Annotated in this window: 19 protein-coding genes; 8 read left to right on the top strand and 11 right to left on the bottom strand. The window is 51.7% G+C overall.

What is annotated here, in order from left to right:
- Positions 1–40: 40 nt before the first annotated feature.
- From infB to rimP, 3 genes are all read right to left on the bottom strand, one after another.
- Positions 41–3196 carry a translation initiation factor IF-2 gene (gene infB, locus CRP01_RS24280; protein WP_099152707.1) on the bottom strand — a complete coding sequence of 1052 codons (3156 nt, stop codon included), beginning with the start codon at positions 3194–3196 and terminating at the stop codon, positions 41–43.
- A 366-nt stretch (positions 3197–3562) separates the two neighbouring features.
- A complete protein-coding gene (nusA, locus tag CRP01_RS24275) occupies positions 3563–4795 on the bottom strand; it encodes a transcription termination factor NusA (protein ID WP_099152706.1) in 1233 nt (410 codons plus the stop codon).
- A gap of 80 nt (positions 4796–4875) precedes the next feature.
- Positions 4876–5349, bottom strand: coding sequence for a ribosome assembly cofactor RimP (gene rimP / locus CRP01_RS24270; protein WP_099152705.1), 474 nt, complete (start codon positions 5347–5349; stop codon positions 4876–4878).
- A 208-nt stretch (positions 5350–5557) separates the two neighbouring features.
- On the opposite strand from rimP, the gene mqnC reads away from it, so the two are divergent.
- The 4 genes from mqnC to CRP01_RS24250 all read left to right on the top strand — a co-directional run bounded on the left by mqnC (position 5558) and on the right by CRP01_RS24250 (position 11108).
- Positions 5558–6700: a cyclic dehypoxanthinyl futalosine synthase gene (mqnC, locus tag CRP01_RS24265; RefSeq protein ID WP_099152704.1), complete on the top strand. Its 1143-nt coding sequence runs from the start codon at positions 5558–5560 to the stop codon at positions 6698–6700.
- Positions 6701–6898: 198 nt separating this feature from the next.
- Complete coding sequence (locus CRP01_RS24260) at positions 6899–7729, top strand: purine-nucleoside phosphorylase (protein ID WP_099152703.1); 831 nt, start codon at positions 6899–6901, stop codon at positions 7727–7729.
- A 75-nt stretch (positions 7730–7804) separates the two neighbouring features.
- Positions 7805–10123 (top strand): GH92 family glycosyl hydrolase, encoded by a 2319-nt coding sequence (locus tag CRP01_RS24255; protein WP_099152702.1) that lies wholly within the window; start codon positions 7805–7807, stop codon positions 10121–10123.
- A gap of 124 nt (positions 10124–10247) precedes the next feature.
- Entirely contained in the window at positions 10248–11108 is an 861-nt protein-coding gene (locus tag CRP01_RS24250; protein ID WP_099152743.1) for an inositol oxygenase family protein, read from the top strand.
- Positions 11109–11220: 112 nt separating this feature from the next.
- On the opposite strand, the gene moaA is transcribed toward CRP01_RS24250, so the two are convergent.
- The 5 genes from moaA to CRP01_RS24225 all read right to left on the bottom strand — a co-directional run bounded on the left by moaA (position 11221) and on the right by CRP01_RS24225 (position 17117).
- The gene (moaA, locus tag CRP01_RS24245; RefSeq protein ID WP_099152701.1) at positions 11221–12219 is read right to left on the bottom strand and encodes a GTP 3',8-cyclase MoaA; all 999 of its coding nucleotides are present in this window, start codon (positions 12217–12219) and stop codon (positions 11221–11223) included.
- A 147-nt stretch (positions 12220–12366) separates the two neighbouring features.
- Complete coding sequence (lpdA, locus tag CRP01_RS24240) at positions 12367–13770, bottom strand: dihydrolipoyl dehydrogenase (protein WP_099152700.1); 1404 nt, start codon at positions 13768–13770, stop codon at positions 12367–12369.
- 167 nt (positions 13771–13937) lie between these two features.
- A complete protein-coding gene (locus CRP01_RS24235) occupies positions 13938–15350 on the bottom strand; it encodes a PSP1 domain-containing protein (RefSeq protein ID WP_099152699.1) in 1413 nt (470 codons plus the stop codon).
- Between the two features lie 52 nt (positions 15351–15402).
- Positions 15403–16590, bottom strand: a complete 1188-nt coding sequence (locus CRP01_RS24230) for a DNA polymerase III subunit (protein WP_099152698.1) — start codon at positions 16588–16590, stop codon at positions 15403–15405.
- Positions 16591–16637: 47 nt separating this feature from the next.
- Entirely contained in the window at positions 16638–17117 is a 480-nt protein-coding gene (locus tag CRP01_RS24225; protein ID WP_099152697.1) for a glutathione peroxidase, read from the bottom strand.
- A 174-nt stretch (positions 17118–17291) separates the two neighbouring features.
- On the opposite strand from CRP01_RS24225, the gene CRP01_RS24220 reads away from it, so the two are divergent.
- Complete coding sequence (locus tag CRP01_RS24220) at positions 17292–17702, top strand: 6-pyruvoyl trahydropterin synthase family protein (RefSeq protein ID WP_099152742.1); 411 nt, start codon at positions 17292–17294, stop codon at positions 17700–17702.
- A gap of 149 nt (positions 17703–17851) precedes the next feature.
- Here CRP01_RS24220 and CRP01_RS24215 read toward each other — a convergent pair whose 3' ends face one another.
- A complete protein-coding gene (locus tag CRP01_RS24215) occupies positions 17852–18361 on the bottom strand; it encodes an OmpH family outer membrane protein (protein WP_170110517.1) in 510 nt (169 codons plus the stop codon).
- A 172-nt stretch (positions 18362–18533) separates the two neighbouring features.
- On the opposite strand from CRP01_RS24215, the gene CRP01_RS24210 reads away from it, so the two are divergent.
- A complete protein-coding gene (locus tag CRP01_RS24210) occupies positions 18534–19397 on the top strand; it encodes a glycoside hydrolase family 73 protein (RefSeq protein WP_099152695.1) in 864 nt (287 codons plus the stop codon).
- 139 nt (positions 19398–19536) lie between these two features.
- On the opposite strand, the gene CRP01_RS24205 is transcribed toward CRP01_RS24210, so the two are convergent.
- Both CRP01_RS24205 and CRP01_RS24200 read right to left on the bottom strand, forming a co-directional pair.
- Positions 19537–21012, bottom strand: a complete 1476-nt coding sequence (locus CRP01_RS24205; protein WP_099152694.1) for a caspase family protein — start codon at positions 21010–21012, stop codon at positions 19537–19539.
- 25 nt (positions 21013–21037) lie between these two features.
- A complete protein-coding gene (locus tag CRP01_RS24200) occupies positions 21038–22057 on the bottom strand; it encodes a hypothetical protein (protein WP_099152693.1) in 1020 nt (339 codons plus the stop codon).
- 434 nt (positions 22058–22491) lie between these two features.
- Between CRP01_RS24200 and CRP01_RS24195 the strand changes: the two genes are divergently transcribed.
- Both CRP01_RS24195 and CRP01_RS24190 read left to right on the top strand, forming a co-directional pair.
- Positions 22492–23028 (top strand): ExbD/TolR family protein, encoded by a 537-nt coding sequence (locus tag CRP01_RS24195; RefSeq protein ID WP_099152692.1) that lies wholly within the window; start codon positions 22492–22494, stop codon positions 23026–23028.
- A 181-nt stretch (positions 23029–23209) separates the two neighbouring features.
- Complete coding sequence (locus CRP01_RS24190) at positions 23210–24829, top strand: T9SS type B sorting domain-containing protein (RefSeq protein ID WP_099152691.1); 1620 nt, start codon at positions 23210–23212, stop codon at positions 24827–24829.
- Positions 24830–24840 lie beyond the last annotated feature (11 nt).

Raw genomic sequence — 24840 nt, 5'->3', positions numbered from 1 at the left:
TACCGCCTCACCGGTTTATGATAACAGATGCCCGAAACGATTAGAGTTCCAGTTTCTGTTTGATTTCAATGACTTCGTAGCCTTCGACAATGTCACCGACTTTGATATCGTTGAAGTTCTTGATCGTCAGACCACATTCCAGACCGTTCTTCACTTCGCGAACATCCTCTTTAAATCGCTTCAGAGAGGACAACTCGCCGACAACGTTCTCCCGGGTAGGATAGATAACGATACCATCCCGGATGATCCGTACTTTGGTGTTCCGGGTGATCTTCCCTTCTTCGACATAACATCCGGCAACCGTACCCACTTTGCTGATCTTGAATACTTCCCGCACCAGCACCTGGGCCACGATCTTCTCTTCCTTGGTAGGTTCGAGCATACCCTCGATGGCCAGTTTGATCTCCTCGATCGCTTCGTAAATGATGGAGTACATCTTGATCTGAACACCTTCGCGTTCGGCCAGACGACGCGCACCGATAGACGGGCGAACCTGGAAGCCAATGATGATCGCATCGGAAGCAGAAGCCAGCAGTACATCGGATTCGATGATCTGACCGACCGCCTTGTGGATCACGTTCACCTGAACGGTTTCCTGCGACAGTTTGATCAGCGAGTCGGACAGGGCCTCGATAGAACCATCCACGTCACCTTTTACGATGAGGTTCAGTTCCTTGAAGTTACCCAGTGCCAGACGACGGCCGATCTCATCCAGACTGATCCGTTTCGTAGCCCGGTTGGCCTGCTCACGGATGATCTGAGCCCGCTTGTTGGCAATCTGCCGGGCATCCTGTTCGGATTCGGTTACTTTAACCGTTTCACCGGCCTGCGGTGCACCATCCAGACCGAGTACCAGTACCGGATCGGAAGGTCCGGCTTCTTTTACCCGCTGGTTGCGTTCGTTGAACATGGCCTTGATCTTACCGGAGTGTTCGCCGGCAACGACGGGGTCACCGATCTTCAACGTACCGGTATTCACCAGCATTTTGGCTACATAACCACGTCCTTTTTCCAGAGAAGCTTCCAGAACCACACCAACGGCCGGGCGATCCGGGTTGGCTTTCAGTTCCAGCAGTTCTGCTTCGAGCAGTACTTTCTCCAGTAAGTCCTCAATTCCCTGACCCGTTTTGGCGGAAATGTCCTGACTTTGATATTTACCACCCCATGATTCCACGAGGTAGTTCATAGAGGCAAGGTCCTGTTTGATCTTCTCAGGATTGGCCCCCGGTTTATCGATCTTGTTGATGGCGAAAACGATGGGTACACCGGCCGCTTCGGCGTGGCTGATGGCCTCGCGCGTCTGTGGCATGATGCTGTCGTCCGCCGAAATGATCACGATCGCGATATCCGTTACTTTGGCACCCCGTGCCCGCATGGCCGTAAAGGCCTCGTGACCCGGTGTATCCAGGAAGGTAACCGAGCGGTTATCCGACAGGGTTACTTCGTAGGCACCGATGTGCTGGGTGATACCACCCGCCTCACCGGAAACCACGTTGGCGCTTCGGATATAGTCCAGTAAAGAAGTCTTACCGTGGTCAACGTGACCCATAACCGTTACGATCGGCGCTCTCGGTTCCAGATCTTCGGGATCGTCTTCGATCTCGTCATCTTCGATACCGATCTGCTCTTCGGCGGTGATGAATTCTACTTCGTGGCCGTATTCGCTGGCTACGAGTTCGATGATCTCCGCGTCCAGACGCTGGTTGATGGAAACGATCACTCCCAGGTTCATACAGGTCATGATCACTTCGGAAACGGATACGTCCATCAGGTTGGCCAGCTCCTGTACGGAAATGAATTCCGTTACATTCAGCTTGTCATTGGTGGTTTCCATTTCCATCATTTCCTGACGCTCGCGGGTACGTTCCCGGCTTTCGCGACGGATTTTCTGGCGTTTGCGTTTGCCACCCCCGGAGATCCGGGCCATGGTAGCCTTGATCTTTTCTTCGATCTCCTTCTGGGAAACCTCCTTAACCTCGTCTTTCTGATTGCGTCCTCTGCCACCGCCCTGGCCGCCGCGACTGGAACCCCGGTTGCCGCCGCTCTGATTGGAACGAGGTGAATCGGTCGTGATCTTTTTGCGTTTCCGACGGCGCTTTCTCGGCGCATTGCTGTCGTCACCTCCTTCGGAAGTCTTCTTGTTATCGGTAGTTCCGGCTTTGCCGGTCTCCTTTTTGGCGGTTTCCTTTTTCTTCTTCTTCGGACGCTTCAGCTTATCCGTATCGATCTTACCGAGGATCTTCAGACCCCGGAGTTCGGGCGCTTCCGCACGGATAACGCTTTCCGGATCTTTAGTGGTTTGCTCTTCGGAACTGGATGCTTCGGCCGCCTTAGGTTTAGGAGGAGAAGATGCAGGAGGTGTCTCTGTCTTCGCTGCGGGAGCAGCGTGCGGGGCCGGTTCGGACTTGGCAGGCTTTTCTTCCTGCTGCTCTTTTTCCTTAGCTACGGGCTTTTCTTCCTTTTGCTCGGAAACCGGCTCTTTTTTCTCAATTTTGGGCTGCTCTACCACGGGCTTTTCGGCTTCTGCCTTTTGTTCTTTTACAGATTCTTGAGTAGGTTGCTTTTCCGCTACCGGTGGGGTAGCAGTTGTTTCTTTGGCAGGAGCTGTCTCTTTCGCTGGTTCTTTCTCCTCTTTCGCGGGAGCCTCTTCTTTCTCTTTCTTCGCCACGGGTTCCGGTTTTTCGGCTGGTTGGACCGGCTCGGATTTTGCCGCTGGCTTTTCCACTTCTTCTTTTACGGGTGGTTGTACCGGACTGGCCTCGGGTTGACTGGCCTTTTCGGCCTGAGGCTTCTCTTTATTTTCCAGGTCTATTTTGCCCACTACTTTCAATTGAGGTTGTGGACGCAGGGAGATCCTGTTTTCCGATTTCTTTTCTTTTTCCTGAGCACCCGGTTGTGCAGCCTCTTTTTTATCAGCAGGGGCTTCGGACTCAGGAGTGTTGAATAGAGGGGTGGGAGGAGATTCAGGTGCGCCTTTTCCACCACCTACCGGTCGATTACCGATAACCAGGGAGTCGGCCTTTTCTTTGATGGCAATGGACTTCTGGAACTCTTTTAACAGCTCAGTGTACATCTCATCGCTCACCTTGGCTGTGGGTTTGTTGTCTATATCAAAACCCGCTTTAGTAAGATGGTCAACGATGGTAGAAGTACCTACGTTAAGCTCCTTTGCTATCTTAATCAAACGTTTCTCCATTAATAAATTTTTGAGCTTCGCTACGCTTGTAGATAGACAAAAACTTTAAGCTCCTCGTTCTTGAAGTCTTACATATTCTATTTACCTTTTGGTTAATGAATAAAATAAGAGGCTCATTGCACAAAGCTTTTGCCTGTCATAATTAAAAAAATCGATATGTATCTTCCGATAACATGATACAAATACCACTACTCTCCTCAGAGCAGTGCAAAGATAACAGTAAAAAGGTCTTCATGGCAACTACATACCATAAAAGACTTGAATTAGCTGTAAAATCGGGAAATTTTCACCTTCACCAAATCAATACAACGAACGGTGAAGGTGAATAGTTCCCTCATATTTAGAAACTTCCGGAATTTATTTGAATCATTCTTCAAATTCCGCGGCCAGAATTCCGAGGACTTCTTCGACCGTTTCTTCTTCCAGGTCAGTGCGGCGGAGCAACTCCGAAGCACTCAGTTCGAGTACACTGCGAGCCGTATCGCAACCGATACTTTTCAGGGACTCGATCACCCAGTTTTCAATTTCATCTTTGAATTCGTCCAGATCCACATCGTCGATCTCGACTTCGTTGTTGCGGTAAACATCAATCTCAAAACCCGTTAATTCACTGGCGAGTTTGATATTGGTACCACCTTTCCCGATCGCCAGGGCTACCTGATCCGCTTCCAGATACACTTCGGCGCGCATGGTTTCCGAATCCAGGTTGATCGTTGTCGGTTTGGCCGGAGTCAGCGCCCGCTGGATATACAGGCTCGGGTTGTTGGTATAGTTGACGATATCGATGTTCTCGTTGTTCAGTTCCCGGACGATGCCGTGAATACGGGAACCTTTCATCCCCACACAGGCACCCACCGGATCGATGCGGTCATCGTAGGATTCCACGGCCACTTTGGCGCGGTCTCCCGGGATACGCACGATATTGCGGATGGTGATCAGGCCGTCCTCGATCTCGGGTACTTCCTGTTCCATCAGTTTTTCGAGGAAGGTGCGGTCCGTACGGGATACGATCACCACCGGGTTATTGTTCCGCATTTCCACATCCTTGATCACGCCGCGTACCATATCTCCCTTGCGGAAGTAATCTCCGCGGATCATTTCGTTCTTCGGCAGGATCAGTTCATTTTCGGTCACATCGTCGATGATCAGGATCTCCCGCTTCAGTACCTGGTGTACTTCACCCAGTACGATCTCTCCGATACGCTCGGAGTACTGGCGGTAGATCTCGTCTTTCTCCAGCTCCATGATCCGGGAGATCAGCGTCTGCCGGGCGGCCATAATGGCCCGGCGACCGAAATCTTCCAGTTGGAGTTGCTCGTAACATTCTTCGCCGATCTCGTAGTCCTCATCAATAGACAGGGCTTCCGAGATAGATATCTGACTGCGATCATCGGTCACCTCGCCGTCGGGTACGATCTCCCGTACCCGCCAGAGTTCAAGGTCACCTTTGGTGGTATTAACGATTACATCGAAATTGTCGTCCGAGCCGTATTTCTTCTTGATCAGCGTACGGAATACATCTTCCAGTACCCGTACCATTGTCGGACGATCAATACTTTTCATATTTTTAAAATCCGAAAATGTCTCTACCAGATTCATCGCATATTTTTATTTAGTTAGCATGGAGCCTGGAGCAGGGGGCGGGAATTGCCATTATCCGGGCCCCTTGCGCCATGCTGTTATTTAAAACTTATTTGCACCAGAGCACCGTCGATATCTCCGAACGGGATCTCCGTGCTTACTTTCATGTGTTTTTTTCTCTTGCCCTGTCGTTCCACGACTTTGCGCTCGAGGGTGATCTGGTCGTCCCCTACTTCCGTAAGGGTGCCTTCCAGCTCGCTGCCGTCCTTGAGCTTCACCTTCAGCTTTCTGCCGATGTGTTTGGGATATTGTCTCAGTAACTGCAAAGGCCGGCTCACTCCGGGGGAAGAAACTTCCAGCGTATACCGTTCGCCCAGCCAACCCGACTCGTCAAGATAGGATTCCAGATAGCGACTGATCTTGCGGCACCGGTCAAAAGTGATGCCCGTATCACTGTCAATGAAAATGTCCAACTTGTTATTCGCGTGTAACTTCAATTCGATCAGAAAACAATCTGTAAATTCTTCCTCCGCAAATTTCTCGTCTAAGAGATCGTATATTTTCGCTTCCAATGCTTATACAATTAAAAAGAGGGAACGCAGTGTTCCCTCTTCCTAGGTTTTTGTCATCTGCTGCAAATATATAACTAATTCGGGAAACCCACAAGTCTTTGGTTTTTATGCTTTATTAATAAACTACGGCTGGGTATCTTTGTTTTCAGAATAGCCAATATTTAGTCACCAGTCGATGGCTGACAGTCGACTGACAACTATTCATATAATGCATATAGACGATTTATTACACCGCGCCTTACAATTGGAAGACCTCTCCGCCGAGGAAGGTGTTTTCCTGTTTGAACAGGCAAGCACGACCGAATTGATGTACGTAGGGGATCGCCTGCGTCAGCACCACGTGCCCGGTAAAGTAGTAACCTGGATCATTGACCGGAATTCCAATACCACCAATGTCTGTATCGCCAACTGTAAGTTTTGCAACTTCTACCGGCGGCCGGGCCACGGTGAATCCTACGTAACTTCCATCGAAGATTATAAAAAGAAGATCGATGAGCTGTTTGCTTTCGGCGGCGACCAGTTGCTGCTGCAGGGCGGGCACCATCCGGATCTGGGACTGGATTATTACTGCGATCTGTTCCGCGAACTGAAAACGCTTTACCCGGACCTGAAGCTCCACGCTCTCGGGCCGCCGGAGATCGCGCACATCACCAAGCTGGAGCAATCCTCGCATACCGAAGTACTGCAGGCGCTTAAGGAATCGGGCCTGGACAGTCTGCCCGGTGCCGGTGCCGAAATTCTCAGTGACCGGGTTCGCCGCCTCATTTCCAAAGGAAAGTGCGGCGGGCAGGAGTGGCTGGACATTATGGAAGCCGCCCACCAACTGGATATCACGACCAGCGCCACGATGATGTTCGGACATATCGAGACCAACCTCGAGCGGATGGATCACCTGGTGCGGATGCGGGAAGTACAGTATCGCAAACCGGAACACGCTAAAGGATTTCTGGCCTTCATTCCCTGGCCATTCCAGGATGAGGATACGATCCTGAAAAAGATCAAGCGGGCCCGCAACACCTGCACGGGAGATGAATACGTCCGGATGATCGCCATGAGCCGGATCATGTTGCCGAATGTCACCAATATTCAGGCTTCCTGGCTGACGGTTGGTAAATCCGTAGCCCAGGTCTGTCTGCACGCCGGAGCTAATGATTTCGGTTCCATCATGATCGAAGAGAATGTCGTCTCGGCCGCCGGGGCCCGTTTCCGCTTTACCGCCCAGGGCATTCAGGACGCCATTCGCGAAGCCGGTTTCGAACCGCAACTCCGTACCCAGCAGTACGAATACCGGGAATTGCCGGCCAATATCGTTCAGCAACAGCTGGACCGGGAGGCAATGATCGTGGATTAATTTTTTTATGTGTTAAGGTGCTGAAGTGTTGGTGTGTTGATGTGTGAAGGTGCTAAGGTTGGAATGTGTTAATGTTTGGTATTCCGAGGAGTTCTACAAGACACACTAATACACCCACACCTCAACGCCTCCCCACTTCAACACCTCAACACACCCCCACTTTAACACATTCAAACCTCAACACTTTCGCACATTATCATGCTCTACGACCAGATCAACGAAGCCATAACCTACCTGCAGACCCAGACCGAATTCCAACCCCGCTACGGGATCATCCTCGGTACGGGCCTGAGTAAACTGACCGACGAAATGGAGGTGGATATCGCCATTCCGTATCGCTTTATTCCCCATTTTCCGGTGTCGACGGTGGAGAGCCATAAAGGGCAGTTGATCTTTGGTAAACTGGACGGTGTACCCGTAGTGGCCATGGCCGGACGGTTTCATTACTACGAAGGCTATACCATGCAGCAGGTGACCTTTCCGGTGCGGGTGATGAAAGGGCTGGGTATTCGGCATTTGTTTATTTCCAACGCCGCCGGGGGCACCAATGCCGAATATCAGGCCGGAGACATCGTACTGGTGCGGGACCACATCAATCTCCAGCCGGATAATCCGCTGCGGGGCGCCAATGACGAACGGCTGGGGCCGCGCTTCCCGGATATGCTCCATACGTATGATCGTATCCTGAACGGCAAAGCGTTGGGCATTGCCCGCAAACACGATATCCGTGCCCACGAGGGCGTATACGTGGCATTACCGGGTCCCAATCTGGAAACCCCCGCCGAATACAACTTCCTGCATACTATCGGCGGTGACCTGGTGGGCATGTCTACCGTACCCGAAGTACTGGTGGCCCGCCACAGTGGGCTGGACCTGACGGTCATGTCCGTAGTGACCAATCGTTGTTTCCCTATATCCGAGATCAAAGAGACGAGCGTATCCGATGTGATCGCCGTAGCCCAGGCGGCCGAGCCCAGAATGAGGACTATTCTCGGCGGACTGCTACGCGAACTGGAGGGCGATCTGTAGCCGCGCCGGCTATTAAGGGTAGCCGGCGGAAATTGCAGTCTTCCCGGTGCACATCAAATCTGAAAAGCACCGTATATGCGAGCTACACTAAACTTGTTTTCACTATTTATATTTATTGTTTCCGGCAGCCTTTTGCTTTCCTGCAACCGGCGAACGGAAGTGGGCGATGCGCCGATCACAGCATTAAGTCCTTCGGAACTGGTTTATCCGTTTCTGGATGCCGCCAATTCCCGTTGGTTCTTTTTTAATTCGGCGACCCGCCCGTTCGGGATGGTCAATCTGAGTCCGGATACCCAGATCGGGGGCGCCTGGGGAAGTGGTTATCGCTACAATACCGATACGATCAAAGGGTTGAGCCATATCCACGCCTGGCAGTTGTCGGGGCTTTCCGTGTTGCCGGTGGTTTATTCGGATGAAAATTCGGCTTCGGTCATGGCGGATTACTACTCCGCCTTCAAGCACGAATCGGAAGTGGCCGCTCCCGGCTACCACCGGCTGCACCTGGATCGCTACGGTCTTGATGTAGAACTGACGAGCACTACCCGGGTGGGTTTCCACCGCTATCGCTTCCCGGAAACGGGACGGCGGGGCCTGGTACTGAATATGGGAGGCACCCTGGGACCCTCTGATATCAAAGACGGTACGGTAAAGCTGGAGGGCGAAAAAGGTTTTTCGGGTAGTCTGGTGAACGCACCGACCCGCCGCCGCCCGAAGGACAGTCCGGTATTCTTCTACGTAGAAACCAGTGAAGCGATCGTCGATCTGGAACCGGGGCCGGATGGCAAATTCCTGCTGACCTTTGCTGATAATGCCGCATCCGAACTACTCATGAAAGTAGGAATCTCCTATACTTCGGTGGAAAATGCGCGGCAAAACCTGCAAACGGAACTGGATCACTGGGATTTCGACGCCGTCAAAGAAGCCTCGGCCGACCACTGGGACGAAATGCTGGGGCGGATTGAGATCAGCGGAGGCACTGAAACGCAGCAGCGTCGCTTTTACACCGACCTGTGGCACGCGCTGCAGGGCCGTCGGATCATCAGCGATGTGAACGGAGCGTATCCGGATAATACCGGTGCCACTTTTCGTATCGGCCAGATACCGCTGGATGCGGCGGGAAAACCCAGGTTCAATCACTACAATTCCGATTCATTCTGGGGGGCGCAGTGGACGATCAATACCCTTTGGGGGCTGGTCTACCCGGAAATTTACGATGAATTCGTACAGTCCCTGTTGCAGTATTATCACGATGGCGGACTGGTGCCACGGGGACCTTCCGGCGGCAACTATACCCACGTGATGACGGGTGCCTCTTCGACGCCCTTTGTGGTAAGTGCCTACCAGAAGGGCATTACCGATGTCGATCCGGAAATGGCCTACCAGGCGCTTAAAAAGAACCACATGCCGGGGGGAACCATGGGCCGTGCGGGCTACGAGCACGATACCGAAATCGGAGGTGGCCTGGAGGACTACATCAACAAAGGCTACGTGCCTTACCCCAATCCGAACGGCAATTATGGTTTCCACCAGGATGGTCCCAGTCTGACGATGGAATATGCCTATCAGGACTGGACCCTGGCCCAGATGGCCAAAGCGCTGGGTAAAACGGACGATTACAACTATTTCATGGAACGTTCGAAAAACTATAAAAACACTTTTGATCCGGAAGTAGGGTGGATGCGGCCCCGAAATGCAGCCGGAGAATGGCAGGATCCCTACAGCCCGTATCAATACCAGCGGAGCGGTTTCAACGAATCGAACGGTGCGCAGTCGACCTGGTTTGTACCGCAGGACCTGGAGGGACTGGCCGAACTAATGGGGGGCAAAGAGCAGGCGATCGCCAAGCTACAGCAACAGTTCGAGAAGGCATCCGAACTCGGATTTACGTCCGGAAATTCCCACGAAAAGGAAGCCCATCCCGAATACAGTGAGATCCCGATCAATTACGGCAACCAACCTTCCATACAAACCTTATTTGTCTTTCAGTCACTCGGCCGGCCGGAGCTGACGCAATTCTGGACCGCTCAGGTGATCGATAGCGTGTACGGAGGGCTTTCCCCCGAAACCGGCTACAGTGGGGATGAAGACCAGGGGTTGATGGGGAGTCTGGCGGTATTGCTGAAAATGGGCCTGTTCCAGATGAGCGGAGGAACGGAAGAAAACCCCGCTTATCTGATCAGTACGCCGCTTTTTGAGCGGGTTAAAGTACATTTGCACCCGGATTATTTCCCGGGTAAAACTTTTGAGATCACGGCCCCCGGTCGGGATGCCGGAAAACTGTACATCGGCTCGGCCGCTTTTGACGGAAAAACGCTGCCCGACCTGAGCCTTCGTCACCAGGATATCATCCGCGGAGGCACACTGGCGCTGGATCTGAAGGAAAACCGGGAATAGAACCGGGAAAGCAGGTAGGTCGTCGGTTTAATTATGCAAACCGCAAATGCAGGCCGCTAAATTCCCCGTTCCAAAAGAAAATATTTCCGTATTTTTCATACGTCAAACTGAAAAATTAGAAAGCATGAACGAAAATAATCAGAATCCGCTGGGTAGCCTGGATGAATGGGAAGATGATCTGTTGGTGAGATATCCGGAAGAAAGTACCCCGAAAGCGAAAGAAGAATACCGCAATTACGATGATCCCGCCCGGGATACCGTTAAGGAATTCTACCGATTGAACCATACTTACCAGACCTTCGATTTTGTACAGGAGAAACGTGCGGAATTCCTGAAGCTGGACCGCCGGGAAATGGGCCTGTGGGATGCGGTGGAATTTCTCAATACGCTGATCGACGACAGCGATCCCGATATCGATCTGGATCAGACCCAACACCTGCTGCAAACCTCAGAAGCCATTCGGGCCGACGGGCATCCGGACTGGTTCGTCCTGACGGGCTTCCTGCACGATCTCGGTAAGGTGCTTTGCCTTTTCGGAGAGCCCCAGTGGGCTGTGGTGGGCGATACCTTCCCCGTGGGGTGCAAGTATTCGGACCGGATCGTCTATCCGGAATTTTTTGCGGCCAACCCCGATTATAACAACCCGCTATACCAGACCACCTACGGGATCTACGACGAACACTGCGGTCTGGATAATGTGCTGATGTCTTGGGGGCACGATGAGTACATTTACCACGTCATGAAGGATTATCTGCCGGAAGAAGGCCTCTATATGCTGCGGTACCATTCTTTCTACGCCCAGCACCGGGAAGGGGCTTACGATCACCTCATGAATGAGCACGATCACGAATTGTTCAAGTGGGTGAAGATCTTCAATAAATACGATCTGTACACCAAATCACCAGTGCGGCCGGATGTAAAAAAACTGCGACCGTACTACGAAGACCTGGCGGCTAAGTACCTGCCGGATACCATTAAGTTTTAATTGATCGAGGTGGCTGTTGTGGGTGAGCAGTATCAGCGGCTCATAACAGCCACTTTGAATGAAGTGATCTTTCTCTTCTTCTAAACGATGTCGGTCAATCCAATCCCGTTGCTTACCCACCGATCTTCGCCATAGATTCTTTTACCGGAACGTTGAATCCACGGTTTCTTTCCGCTTCCCAGCCGTCGCGGGCGCGATTGCCGAGGGCATCCAGAAAGGTAGTGGCGATCTGCTCGTCGGTAGCTCCGGCCCGGATAAGGTCGCGAATATTGAACACACCATTATCGTACAGGCAGGTTTTGAGCGTACCCTGCGGAGTGATGCGGATGCGGTTGCAGGTTCCGCAGAATGTACGGGTGTAAGCGGCAATAATACCGACACTACCCTGATGGCCGGGGATCTGATAATTATAGGACGTACTGGATGGCGGGTCCGGCAGTTTTTCGATATCGGGAAATTGTTCTTTGAGATGGGCCAGAATATTGGCGTGATGCCAGTGAAGCTGATCGTAATGCTGCCCCTCTCCGTTAAACGGCATTTCTTCAATAAAACGAACGCTAACCGGATGCCGGCGCGTAAGTTCGGCCATGGGAATGAGGTCCTGAATATTCTGACCGGCCATCACTACGCAGTTGATCTTGGTCTTTATGCCGTGCTGCAATAGCGCTTCGAAGGTTTCCATGACCTTGTCGAAACTATCCCGGCGTGTGATCTGAAAAAAGCGATCACGGTCGAGCGTATCCAGACTTAAATTGACGGAATGGATGCCCATGCGGGCCAGTTCCGGTACCAAGTCGGCCGTAGTAGTACCATTGGTGGTAATGTTGATCTGTTGGATATCATCCAGCCGGCTCAGGGCGGCGAGGAAATTGGGCATATCCTTGCGGATGAAAGGCTCTCCTCCGGTAATGCGCACCTTGTCGATCCCCATTTTGGAAAGCAGGCTTACCAGGCGGACCATTTCCTCGTAGGTCAGCAGGTCTTCCCGGGGCATGTACTTGATCCCCTCCTCGGGCATACAGTAAAAACAGCGGAGATTACAACGGTCGGTAACGGCCAGGCGCAAATAACTGATCTGGCGGCCATGATTGTCGTAGAGTGCCTTTTTCAAATTAAAGTCGTTTTTTTGGCTAGTAATTCAATTCAAATAGTCATTGTTTTGTTGATGTCGGTTAATAGAATTACTTGTGAAAAAGCCGTAAGTCGCTGGTTTGCCCGGAGAGCAATATCCCGCGACTTACGGCCGGTCTGTTCCGGTTTACATATGCAATGCCCGGTTTTCCGTGGCGGCCAGACAGGCCTCGCGGAAAGCTTCCGTGTAGGTCGGGTGGGCGTGACTCATACGGGCCACATCCTCCGCGCTCGCCCGGAATTCCATCAGGGCAACGGCTTCCGCGATCATGTCCGCGGTACGGGGACCTACCATATGCACCCCGAGGATCTCGTCCGTATCTTTATGCGCCAGTACCTTGATCATCCCTTCGGTATCCATACTGGCCCGGGCGCGACCCAGTGCCTTGAATGGGAACTTCCCGGATTTGTAAGGAACACCGGCTTCTTTGAGCTGATCCTCCGTTTGGCCTACGCTGGCCACTTCCGGCCAGGTGTACACCACATTCGGGATCAGATTGTAATCGATGTGCGGCTGTTGACCAGCCAGTAATTCGGCGACCAGTACACCTTCTTCTTCGGCCTTATGGGCCAGCATGATGCCTTTTACAACATCACCGATCGCATAGATGCCCGGGACATTGGTCTCCAGGTGGTTGTTTACCTGAATGCGTCCGCGATCGTCTTTTTCAATACCAACGTTTTCGAGCCCCAGATTGTCCGTGTAGGGACGGCGGCCGATGGCAACGAGGCAGTAATCGGCGTCGATGGAAAAAGTATCCTCGGAATCGCGCTTCTGCACTTCGACCGATACGCCGCTGCGTTTTTTCTTAACCGTGGTCACCTTGTGTTTCAGGTGAAATTTCATGCCCAGCTTTTTCAGGGCGCGCATCAGCTCCTTACTGCAATCTACATCCATTCCGGGAATAATGCGATCCAGGAACTCCACTACTTCAATTTCCGTACCCAGGCGGGCGTAAACCGAGCCGAGTTCGAGGCCGATAACACCGCCCCCGATGATCACCATCCTCTTGGGCACCTTTTTCAGGGTAAGGGCCTCGGTGGAAGTGATCACTCTTTTCTTATCGTAATTGAACGCTTCCGGCGTGATCGGTTTGGAACCGGTCGCGATGATCACTTTGTCAGTTTCGATGGATTCGGTGCTGCCGTCATCTTTCGCTACGCTGATCTTATGGGCGTCAACGAAAGAACCGTGTCCGTGGAATACATCGATCTTATTTTTCTTCATCAGGAAGGCTACTCCATCACAAGTCTGCTGGACTACATCGTCCTTGCGCTTGATCATTTGCGGCATATCCACTTCCAGGTCTTTGAGTTTGATGCCGTGGCTCTCAAACTTTTCGTGGGCAGCATGGTAGTGTTCGGAGCTGTCCAGCAGCGCCTTGGAAGGAATACATCCTACGTTCAGGCAGGTGCCCCCCAGCGTGGGGTAGCGTTCAATGATGGCGGTCTTCATACCCAATTGGGCACAGCGGATGGCGGCTACATAGCCTCCCGGACCGGACCCAATGATGGTAACATCGTATTTCATTTATTCTAAGTTAATTCGAGTTGCGAGTTGCTGTAAACAGGCCCCTGGGGTGAAGCGGTAGAAAGTAATGGAGTGTGGCGCTGGAATCCAGGGTTTCCCCGAGAAAACAACGGTTACCCACATTCTATTAACAAACGAAACCGCATTTTGCTGTACAGGGCATGGATTTAATCCTCTTTCTTTTTCGGTCCCTGGTTGCGATTGCCGCGACGTTTGTTGCGCCGGCGGTTATTGCGACGGGATTTATTGTTTGGCTTATCGGACTTTTCCTGCTCGTTGGAAGCATTGTTCTCTCCCTGTTTTTTCGACCGGCCCTTATTGCCGCCGCCACCGCCACCTTTCTCTTTCTTGGCTTTGGGCTGCTGGTTGTTGTTGTTGTTGTTGTTGTTGTTGTTGTTGTTGTTGTTGTTGTTGCCTCCCTGGGAATTGCCGCCGGATTTGGGATTGCGTTTCTTTTTCCGCCGGTTGCGCCGTTTTTTCTTGCGTTCTTCCGGTGGCAGTTCGATCGCGCCGGTAACGTCACCGAAATCCATTTCCACTTCCTCCGATTGCAGAGAGCTGGCGATCTCTTTGAGGTGCAGGGGTTTTTCCCCTTTGGCGTTCATGGCCTGCACCTGCTGTACTTCCGTCACCGTCATGGTGAAGATCTGGGTACGTCCTTTACCTTCCTCGCTAATGTAGTACATGATGCCCTTGAAGATATCGGTTTTGATCAGGGTAGCCGTTCCGGTCGCCGTTCTCAGTTTATCGGCATGCTTCGGAAATTTCTCCAGCGCATCCAGGTAGGTATCCAGCTCGTAGTTGAGGCAGCATTTCAGGCGGCCGCACTGTCCGGATAATTTGGACTGGTTGATCGCCAGGTTCTGGTAACGGGCGGCTGCCGTGGATACGGATTTGAAATCCGACAACCAGGTAGAACAGCACAGTTCCCGACCGCAGGACCCAAGTCCTCCGATCCGGGCGGATTCCTGCCGCGCTCCGATCTGGCGCATTTCGATCTTTACCCGGAATTCTTTCGCGTAGTGGCGGATGAGTTCGCGAAAATCCACCCGGCCGTCGGCGGTGTAGTAAAATGTGGCTTTTCGCTTATCGCCCTGGTATTCCACATCACCGATCTTCATTTCCAGTCCAAGTGTGCGGGCAATGACCCGGGCACGGATCATCGTCGCCTTCTCCATGCTGCGGGCTTCGGCCAGTCGCTCCATATCCCGCTCGTGGGCGCGCCGGATCACCTTATTGGTAATGGCACCGGCACTCACTTTTTTCTTTTTCATCTGCAGGCGCACCAGGTCGCCGGACAGCGTTACTTTACCTACGTCGTAGCCATTACCGGTTTCCACTACGGCCATTTCGCCGGTGGTCACCTGGGTGGCGTCCTCCCGGATAAAGAAATTTTTATGCGCGCCGTTTTTGAAGGAAACTTCAATGATATTGAACGGATCAACGTCCGTGATCTCTTTGGCGGTCAGCCAGTCATATGTATTGAGTCGGTTACAACCTCCGGAGCTGCAGCCGCCGTTGCTTCGGCAGCCGGCGGGTTCGCCGTTCGGGGTAACCACAGAACATCCTATACATCCCATCTTTCCTCGGTTTTATTGAAGGGCCGGAGCCGTGCCAGTTGCCTGGGTACGCTTACTTCCGGATCCCTAATGTACTGCGTTCTTCTAAACTAATTTTTTCGCGGGGCTGCAAATCGGGCTGCCTCCGCTTAAATATTTGATTCATCTGAATGGATACATCCAGAAAGAGTATTTTCGGATTTGCGTTGCGCTCTACGTAGTAGCTGGCATCGGTGAACAATTGCGCGAGCAATTCCAACTGATCCAGTTCCACGACACCTACCAGGCGTTGGGCGGTTTCCAGCTCTTTGCCCGGCAGCCGGAATTTTCCGTTGAAATCCGGCTGGTCGCTCATCACCTTCATCAGGGTCAGTTCCCGCAGAAAATGCAGGCCGTAACGCAAAAAATGTTTTTGGTTCTCGCGACCCAGACCGGCGAAGTTTTCCACCCAGTCTACGATCTCCACACCCTGACCACGGTAGCATTTACGAAGCCAGTCGAGCAGCAGGCCGGCGTGATCGCTTTCCTCCTGCCGGGCCAGCGCCAGGGCTTCGTTGAAGTTGCCGTCTACGAGCTGAGCAATGGTCTGGGCGTTGCTCTCGGATGTGGCGCCCCGGGCTACCAGTCCGCTGATCACATCCTCGTCCGCCATCGGCGGTATCTGGACCAACTGACAACGGGAAAGGATCGTGTTGAGGATCATTTCCTGTTGTTCGGCAACCAGGAGAAATACCGTGTTCTCCGGTGGCTCCTCGATCAGTTTCAATAAACGATTCCCCTCCTTGCCCAAGTATTCCGGCAACCACATAACAAGCACTTTGTACTTGCTCTCAAAGGTTTTAAGGCTCAACTTCTTGATGATGTTGAGGCATTCTTCCTTATTGATATTCCCTTGTTTGTTCTCGGCTCCGATCCGTTGCAGCCAGTCGTTAATTTCCAGATAGGGGTTTTCGGCCATAGCCTTACGCCATTCCGGTAAAAACTGGTCGCTGATGACCTTGGAACCAACGGTGGGAAAAGAGAAATGGAGGTCGGGATGGATGAGCTTGGAGGCCTTCAGGCAGTGCCGGCACTGACCGCAGGCATCGGTGGATTGCCGGTTTTCGCAAAGCAGATACTGGGCGAAAGCAAGAGCCAGGGATAAATGTCCGCACGCCGGCGCTCCCAGGAGCAGCAGGGCGTGGGGCAGACGGTCGCTGTGCAACATCTGCAACAGTACGTCTTTGGTTTTATACTGGCCGATTACCTCCGCAAAGGTCATGGTATATTAGTCTTTGCGGAAAGAATTATCGAGTGTTCAATCAATTTTTATTGATCCTGGATCAGATCGGTGACAGCCGGATCTACCGGACTGACGGAGGCAGGGAAATGAGCGAGTAACTGACCTTTTTCGTCTAGTAGGAATTTGTTGAAATTCCAGTTAACCGTGGCATCCAGTTTTCCGTTTCTGGCCTTTTGCGTCAGCCATTGGTAGATAGGATGGGGCTCCGACGAATTTATGTTTATCTTGGCCGCAAGCGGGAAACTCACACCGTAATTACGTTCACAAAACTGTTGTATGGTGTCGGCATTACCGGGTTCCTGCCCTCCAAAATCATTGCAGGGAAAACCCACTACAACTAATTTATCATTGAAATACTCATAGAGTTCCTGCAACTGCTTATACTGAGGGGTAAAGCCGCATTCCGATGCGACATTGACCACCAATATTTTCTTGCCGGAAAAATCGGCAAAATCAATCTCCTCCTGGCCTATTCCTGCTACTTTAAATTGATGTATAGAACTCAAAATTTATTCTTTCCAAGTGTTCTGAATGTAAAAGTAGTTATTTTCTCTAACACTTACCACATTCGACTGTTTTCAAACTAAATGTACCGGAAAATGTTAGGTATTGGGGTGCGGGATCCAGGTTTTAAGCCTGGCTATCCGGGCGCCCCGAGCCGCAAAAGTTACCGTCAAAATATGAGAATAGCTGTTTTCAGAAAAGCCCATTTTAACGCTGCACACCGGCTTTACCGGCCGGACTGGTCGGATGAACGGAATTTCGAAGTGTTCGGAGTTTGCAGCAATAATAACTACCACGGCCACAATTACGAACTGGAAGTAAAAGTAGTGGGAGAGACCGATCCCGAAACGGGCTACCTGATCGATCTGAAGGTCCTGAAAGAGATCATCTTTGAAGAGGTGGAGCAACGCTTCGATCACAAGAACCTGAACCTCGATACGGAAGAATTCCGGGAGCTCAACCCGACGGCCGAGAATATCTGTTACGTCATCTGGCAGCTGCTGCGCAAACGCCTGGAGGATCGTCTGGATCTCAAGGTCCGGCTGTATGAGACGCCCCGGAACTATGTGGAATATCCCGCGGATTAAAAACCGGCCGGCTTACGCCTTGCTGTAAAAAGGAAAGCCACGAATGAGCAGTAGACCGGCAGAAACTGTTGGGTCATCTGGTGCATTCGTGGCCTGATAGCTTAGATTTCAAAATCCGGGGCTTAGCATATGTTTACCCGGAGAAATTACTATTCAATACCGAGTTCCGTTTTCACCTGGGCCGTAATATCCACGGCTTCTTCGGCAAAAAGTATGGAGTTGAACATACTGGTGTCAAAGATCATCACGTAGCCGTTTGCCTTGGCTACTTTGGAAATAGCGGCTTCTACCTGTTCGACCAGCGGTTTCAACAATTCTTCCCGTTTGGCTCCCAGTTTTTGCTGGATCTCCTGCTCGTAGGCCATAATGGTCTGCTGTTCCTGTTGCAGGGCCTGCTCGCGGTCCGCCAGGACCTTCGGCGTAAAATCACCGGATTGCTGATCCGTGTAATACTGCGTAACCTTCTGCTGGAAAGCAGTTGCCATTTCTTCTCCTTTGCTGACCAGTTGCTTCTGATAAGCCTCCAGTTCCGTATCCGCTTGTTTGGTGCCGGGCATGGCGCTCACCAGGGAGCCAAAGTTGCAGTGTCCGTATTTCTGGGCGACACCCGTACCGACTACGGCCAGTGACATCGCCAACATTAAAACTATTTTTTTCATGAATGTTGTTTGCTTTTTATTTCCCGCAAAGGTATCTGATTCTTTGAACATGAGGTCTTAAAGAACTGTGAAAAACACTTAATAAAAACTTTTTGTTTTTTATTTTTGTTTTTAAAAAACATTTTGGTTTAATTTGTGCACACAATTGCTCATCGACACAAAAGATTGCAACATGCACCAAAAATTACAACTAATTAAAGCATCGGCCCGGGCGCAATTTCTGCACTGGCGCTATCAGACTGAAAATCTGGTGCGTCGGTATTGGTTGCGTGCCTTTTTTCTGGGCCTGGGGGCCTTCCTCCTGATCCGCAAGGACGTCAGTATTAATCTCAATCTCAATTCCGTAGCCCAGCCCATGGGATTCTACGAGGAAAGCACGGGAGAGAGTAACGGTGAGCAATCGCAGGAACCCATGAACGTATCCAAACTGACCAGTGCCAAAAGCCCGGCTCCGGCTGCCCAGTCTAAGGCCATGACGGTGAGTCATCTCACTACGGAACGGAAACCCACATCCAAGGACCCCAATCTGGCCAATACTTACTCCAATGTGAACAAATATTCCGACGAAGATCTGGCCCGGCGGGCTGCAAAGCGTAAGAAGCAACTGGCTTACGTCCAACGCTACTACAAGATCGCTCAGAAGGAAATGGAGCAGTACAAGATCCCGGCGAGCATCACGCTGGCCCAGGGGTTACTGGAAAGCAATGTCGGCGAGAGCCGCCTGGCGACCAAAAACAACAATCACTTTGGGATCAAGTGCTTCTCACGCAAATGCAAAAAAGGGCACTGCAGCAATTTTACCGATGATTCTCATAAGGACTTTTTCCGCAAATACCGGAGTGCCTGGGAAAGCTTTCGGGCGCACAGCCAGCTGCTGAAAGCCAAGCGCTATCAACCCCTGTACGATCTGTCTGCGGATGATTACCGGGGGTGGGCCAAAGGCCTCAAAAAAGCCGGCTATGCGACGGATCCGAATTACGCCGAAAAGATCATCGAACTGATCGACGATCTGGAACTCTTTGCGTACGACGAATGATCCATTTTCTCCGGGCATCAGCCGGAGCAAGCGGTAGGGCCGCAACCGGAGTTGGGAAGTGTACCGGGATCAAGTTATCCCGGAGTGTTGAATAGCAATCGCAGGGTGCGCACTTCCCAGCTTTCAAAACTGCCCGGCGCTAATAGACCGGCAAAACGTGGCCCGCTTTTTTAAAGTTATAATCCGTCACGATCACCTTCAATACACTCACACCATCACCGGTGGCCTCCATCTTACCCAGATCGATAAAAAACTGATCTCTTGAATTCCAGGTTTTTTCCAGTGCTTCGCCATTAGGTGGGATCATCCGGATATGAAAAGGCGGCTTTCCGGTACTGAAATTAACGGATAGCTCCTGCGCCCCTTTGATACTGGGACTGAACATCAACTCGTATCGGTACATGGCGGCGATCCTTTTCTCCGCTTCGTTTGCCAGGCGGCTTTTGGGAAAACGATCGATAAAACGCCGGTAAGCCTCTTCCGTATCCATATTCCGAACGGCGGTCCAGGCCTGCTGCATCCGGTTGTTCGTTTCTTGGTTGGGCTCGGTTACTGGTGGCACTTCTACCGGGGTGGTCTCGGTACTTCCTGTATAATCCTCCGACGAGAGTTCTTCCGGTTCATACTCCAACTCGGTCACTGCTTCCGCTTCCGGTTTAAAGAGAGAACCGGCTACCATGATCGCTGCGACCACCGCTACCAGAATAACCGCCAGTATCCAGAAACCGCCACCGCCGGAGGAAGTTTTTCCGGTGCGCTCTTCGGTAGTAGTCGTAGTGGGCGGGGTTTCGGTATGGGTATGTGTTTTCACCGGATTGTCCTCAACCGGAGCGACCGGTACGTGCCCCTTGCGGTGGAAATAGAACTGTCCGCCGCGGTGTCCGACATCCTGAAGCGGTTCTCCCCGAGGCGTCTGCCGGGAATTGTAGATCACGGCATCGATCACCGAATCACTGAGGTCCGCTATGGACAGGCTATCGTATGAATTATTTTCCAGAAAGTAGAGGATGTTGTCCGCAAACGGGCTGTGATCTCCGGGTTTTCCGTCGGAAACCACTTCGCTGCGTCCGGCAGTCAGCAGCCAGCGTGAAGGGATCTCATCGAGCCGGAAAGCGGATGAATGTTCGCTTCCGGCGTTGCGGTGTGCAAAAAGCGTACCGGAAAAACAGGAATCCACGATCATCAATATGTGGTGGGCGTCGATGGCCCGGAGGTATTTTACGATCCGGCTGTTTGAGACGTAATCGCTGAAATCGCCCAGTTGGGCATCTACGGGGATCCAGTAGCCCTCTTCGATGTCGGTCTCGAATTCACCGTGCCCCGAATACAGGATCAGCAGATTGTCTTCGGGCGTAAGGGTCTTGACGAGCTTTTTGAAAGTATCGAAAATGTTCTTTTCGGTGGCGGTTTCATTGTAGAGGGTGATGGTATGATCCGGTTCAAACTGGTATTTCTTTTGCAAAAGGGCAATGATCTGCTCCGCATCCCGCACACAATTGTAGAGCGGTGGGCTGTAGCGGTACCGATCGATCGCTATGGCGAAAAGGTAGTTTTTCCCCTTTCTGCGGGGAGATTGCGGGGCATTATCGTCCAAACCTTGTCCTCTGGTATTCATATTATTTGAAGATCGAAAAGTAGAATTATTTTAAGCTCAGTTCCAGTCGGTAGCTGCCGCTCGTAACGCCCTTCGCTCCGGCAACGCCGATCACTACCTGGTAGGGGTTATTGATGGCCCGCAATTCTACCTGCCGGATGCCTGGGTCCCGACCGGAGCGCGCCATGTAACTCGCCTCACAACTGACGCAGGAATGCAAGTCCGGTACCACCTGTAGTTCACTTCCTATGGAATAAGCATATAGATTGAGCTGATCTTTCGGATTGTCCGGGATCAGGGTTACGGTTAATTCCGAACGACGCGGCAACTCAGTCAGGTAGAGTTGGTGATGCCCTTCGTATTTGTCTTTCTGGGTAGAAGGGAAACAGGCATTCTGGCCGTCCCAGGCCCAGTCGAGTTTGTATACGAAGACCCCCTCCTTGAGTTTCCCTTCGTAGGTGAGACTTTTCCCTTTTTCACTGTCGATCCGGAAGATGGGAATATCCGGCTGGGGTTTGTTTTCCGGCGTTTCGCCCCCTTCCAGTGATACTTCGAGTATAAAATCGCCCGAGCTTAGTCCCTGTCCCCCCACCACGCCGATGGTGACCGGAAAGGGATTATTGATGGCCCGCAGTTGTACACTTCGGGTGTGGTCCTGGGTTTTGCCGCGACGTTTGAAATCCCATTTGTAATCGGCCTCGCAACTGGTGCAATAGGGAAGATTGGGAACGACAGCCCCACCGCCGCCGGAATAGGCGTACAGGCTGAAATCGGCATTTTTATCACGGGGGATCACCCGGATGGTCATTTCGGAACGCGGAGGGATCTCGGTCTGATACAGCACGTGGTTGCCGCTGAACTTGTGCTGTTTAGTAGAAACGAAACAGGCATTCTGGCTACTCCAGGCCCAACTGAGGTCCTCCATTTTACTGCCGTCCTCGAGGCGACCCGCTACTTCGACTACGCCATTGGGTTTGGCGCTGAAGGTACTGACAATGTGCTGGCTGTGCGCGCTGAAGCCGGTCAGGGCAACCAGCAGGAACAAAATAAAGATTTTGGTTTTCATGGTAATTTTGAGTGTTGTCCGGCCGCCAAAGCTGCGGTTCCCGGCATCTAACAGAATGTATTAAAATCGCTGCTGCCGCAGGAAACTTTAGGTTTTGCCAGGCGATAAAAATATCTTAGAGTGTGTTTGGGAATTATTAATCGGGCTGCAAACGCCACTTTTTCGTTTATACTTCAGCTATTTTTCAGTCCGTACCTTCCCCAGAACGGGCCCGTATGGGCAGGTATGCACTTCAAAATAACCTTCGTCTAAACAAAAAATTGACTGTTTTCGCCTCAAAGAAAAATTCCCAAACATACTCTTAATGTAGTCTCTAATATAATGGTTTTTCCAAAACGGTCCTCATTCCACTTTTTAGGCCGGAACCGAAGACCGCAATAGAGAAACGCTCGTCGATCAGCTACCGGTATTATCACACTTTAAAAATCGGTAGAATGTTAAACAAAAAACCACCGCGCCAGAGTGAGCCCATCAATGCCGGCTCCATGGCAGACATTGCCTTCCTCTTACTCATTTTCTTTCTGGTGACCGCCACCATTGCCGAAGATCAGGGGATCTTTGTGAAATTACCCCCCTGGGAGCCGGATCCCGTACCCATCACCCTTAATCAGGATAATGTACTTTCCGTAAATGTCAACGGAAAGAACGAATTGTTGGTCGAGGGAGAGATCACCACCGTTGATCGGTTGAAAGATATTGCCAAAGTCTTTATCGCAAATCCGAACGGAGAGGATAACAAGCCCAAAAGTCCCAAAAATGCCATTGTCTCCATTATGAATGACCGGGGCACCAATTACGCCACCTACCTGGCAGTCTACAATGAAATAAAGGCTGCCTACAGCGAACTCTGGGAAGCCGCCGCTCAAAAAAACTACGGCCGGACCTACGTAGAACTTCCGATCGCGCATCAGAAAAGTATCCGGGCGGAAATACCCCTGGTGATCTCCGAAGCGGAGCCGACGGAGTACTGACCGGCTTGATAGCCTAAGCATAGAGGAGAGGATGCCGGGATGCCAGAGTGCTGAATTTGAAGACTTTGGGCATCCCGGTTCCCGACTATCAGATTGGAGACAAAAATTCCCATTGATCGTTCGATTGTGAACCAGTAGCCGAAAAATAAGTTATCTTGTTTTGCGGAAAAACTAACCGAACATGAAATGGGGCATTATTAACGTTCTGGTCATCCTCCTGTTGGCCGGTTATCACTATGATTGGTATCCGGCAACACCGGTGAAGGGAGAGATCTGCGACAACGGTATTGACGATGATGCCGACGGATTGATCGATCTGAACGATCCGGATTGTACCTGTCCCAGCGTAGACCCCATTTCACTGATCCCCAATCCTTCCTTTGAAGACCGGAGCTGTTGTCCCCGGAACCGCAGTCAGCTCAATTGTGCCGAAACCTGGATCCAGGCTTCCGAAGCCACCACCGACTACATTCATACCTGCGGCTGGATGGGGTGGGATTACCTGCCCGTACCCCTGCCGATCCCGAATGGTGAAGGCTGCGTGGGATACCGGAATGGCCGCTTCATGACCAACGAATTTACCGACGACACGGAACCCAACTGGAAAGAATACGCCGGGGCCTGCCTGCTGTCACCGCTCAGAGCGGACAACAGTTATACCTTTCAGTTTTATGTGGGATTTACCTTTGGGAAAAATTCGCCGGCCACGGAAGTGGTCTTTTACGGTACAACCGATTGTGCCAATCTGCCTTTCGGAATGGGACAGCGGGATTTTGGTTGCCCGTCTAATGATCCCAACTGGAAAGTACTGGGGTCGGTATCGGCCAGTGGTAATTTTAATTGGGTGCAGAAAGAGATCGATATTCGCCCCAAGGAAGATATTTATGCCATTGCCATCGGTCCTTCCTGCCGGGAATTGAGCGGTACCGAAGATTACTATTACTTTTTTGACAACCTGATCCTGGCGGATCAGAAGGCTTTTGAGTTTCAGGTGACCGAGCGGGGTAATCCCTGCGTCGATACCTTCTCGCTGAGCGTGCCGGACTACGATACGCTGCAGTATCAGTGGTACCGCGACGGAGTAGCGATCCAGGGTGCAACCAGCGCCCGGCTGCAACCGGTAGGCGAAAGCGGCAATTACCAGGTGCGGATCACCGGATCGGAAGGATGCAAGCTGACCAATGATTTTATATTCGACCGTCCGTTCTTTTACGAAGAGCAGGAAATGGTGATCTGCCAGGAAGATATTTACCAGTTTCACAGCCAGTCGCTTTCGCGGAGCGGGGTCTACACGGAAACCCTGAAGTCCGTCGATCACTGCGACAGTATCATCCAGCTTGATTTGCGGGTAACGTCCGACCAGGTGGACAGTATTGCCGTAAAGATCTTTGACGGTGAAGCCTACCGGGTAGGAGCGTACAACTTCAGTGAACGCGGCCGGCATCTGGCGCACCTGGAAACGGCCATCGGCTGCGATAGTACAGTCCACGTGGATCTGGAATATTATCACGTCTACATTCCGAATGCTTTTTCTCCCAATGACGACGGCATCAACGACACTTTTACCATCTTCGGTGATCAGGATCTGATAATGATCAAATCCCTGCAGGTCTTTAACCGCTGGGGACAGATGATCTACGATAGGGAAGACCTGACACCCAACGAAACTTCAGAATCCTGGGACGGCCACCTGCGCAACGGTAAGATCGCGCCCAATGGGGTCTACCTCTATTCCATGAGCCTGTTGATGGAAGACGGAGTGCTGCGGCAGCGGCAGGGAGCACTCACCCTCATGCGATGATCACCCCTCCT

This window comes from Flavilitoribacter nigricans DSM 23189 = NBRC 102662 (assembly GCF_002646595.1).
In the GTDB taxonomy this organism is placed as follows: domain Bacteria; phylum Bacteroidota; class Bacteroidia; order Chitinophagales; family Saprospiraceae; genus Flavilitoribacter; species Flavilitoribacter nigricans.
Note: the sequence above shows the minus strand (reverse complement) of the source record. Positions and strands in the feature narration are given on the sequence as shown.

Excerpts from the sequence above, each read along its gene's own strand:
- infB (WP_099152707.1), bottom strand. The coding sequence starts at position 3,196 with ATGGAGAAACGTTTGATTAAGATAGCAAAGGAGCTTAACGTAGGTACT.
- nusA (WP_099152706.1), bottom strand. The coding sequence starts at position 4,795 with ATGAATCTGGTAGAGACATTTTCGGATTTTAAAAATATGAAAAGTATT.
- mqnC (WP_099152704.1), top strand. The coding sequence starts at position 5,558 with ATGCATATAGACGATTTATTACACCGCGCCTTACAATTGGAAGACCTC.
- CRP01_RS24260 (WP_099152703.1), top strand. The coding sequence starts at position 6,899 with ATGCTCTACGACCAGATCAACGAAGCCATAACCTACCTGCAGACCCAG.
- CRP01_RS24255 (WP_099152702.1), top strand. The coding sequence starts at position 7,805 with ATGCGAGCTACACTAAACTTGTTTTCACTATTTATATTTATTGTTTCC.
- CRP01_RS24250 (WP_099152743.1), top strand. The coding sequence starts at position 10,248 with ATGAACGAAAATAATCAGAATCCGCTGGGTAGCCTGGATGAATGGGAA.
- lpdA (WP_099152700.1), bottom strand. The coding sequence starts at position 13,770 with ATGAAATACGATGTTACCATCATTGGGTCCGGTCCGGGAGGCTATGTA.
- CRP01_RS24235 (WP_099152699.1), bottom strand. The coding sequence starts at position 15,350 with ATGGGATGTATAGGATGTTCTGTGGTTACCCCGAACGGCGAACCCGCC.
- CRP01_RS24230 (WP_099152698.1), bottom strand. The coding sequence starts at position 16,590 with ATGACCTTTGCGGAGGTAATCGGCCAGTATAAAACCAAAGACGTACTG.
- CRP01_RS24220 (WP_099152742.1), top strand. The coding sequence starts at position 17,292 with ATGAGAATAGCTGTTTTCAGAAAAGCCCATTTTAACGCTGCACACCGG.
- CRP01_RS24215 (WP_170110517.1), bottom strand. The coding sequence starts at position 18,361 with ATGAAAAAAATAGTTTTAATGTTGGCGATGTCACTGGCCGTAGTCGGT.
- CRP01_RS24210 (WP_099152695.1), top strand. The coding sequence starts at position 18,534 with ATGCACCAAAAATTACAACTAATTAAAGCATCGGCCCGGGCGCAATTT.
- CRP01_RS24205 (WP_099152694.1), bottom strand. The coding sequence starts at position 21,012 with ATGAATACCAGAGGACAAGGTTTGGACGATAATGCCCCGCAATCTCCC.
- CRP01_RS24200 (WP_099152693.1), bottom strand. The coding sequence starts at position 22,057 with ATGAAAACCAAAATCTTTATTTTGTTCCTGCTGGTTGCCCTGACCGGC.
- CRP01_RS24195 (WP_099152692.1), top strand. The coding sequence starts at position 22,492 with ATGTTAAACAAAAAACCACCGCGCCAGAGTGAGCCCATCAATGCCGGC.
- CRP01_RS24190 (WP_099152691.1), top strand. The coding sequence starts at position 23,210 with ATGAAATGGGGCATTATTAACGTTCTGGTCATCCTCCTGTTGGCCGGT.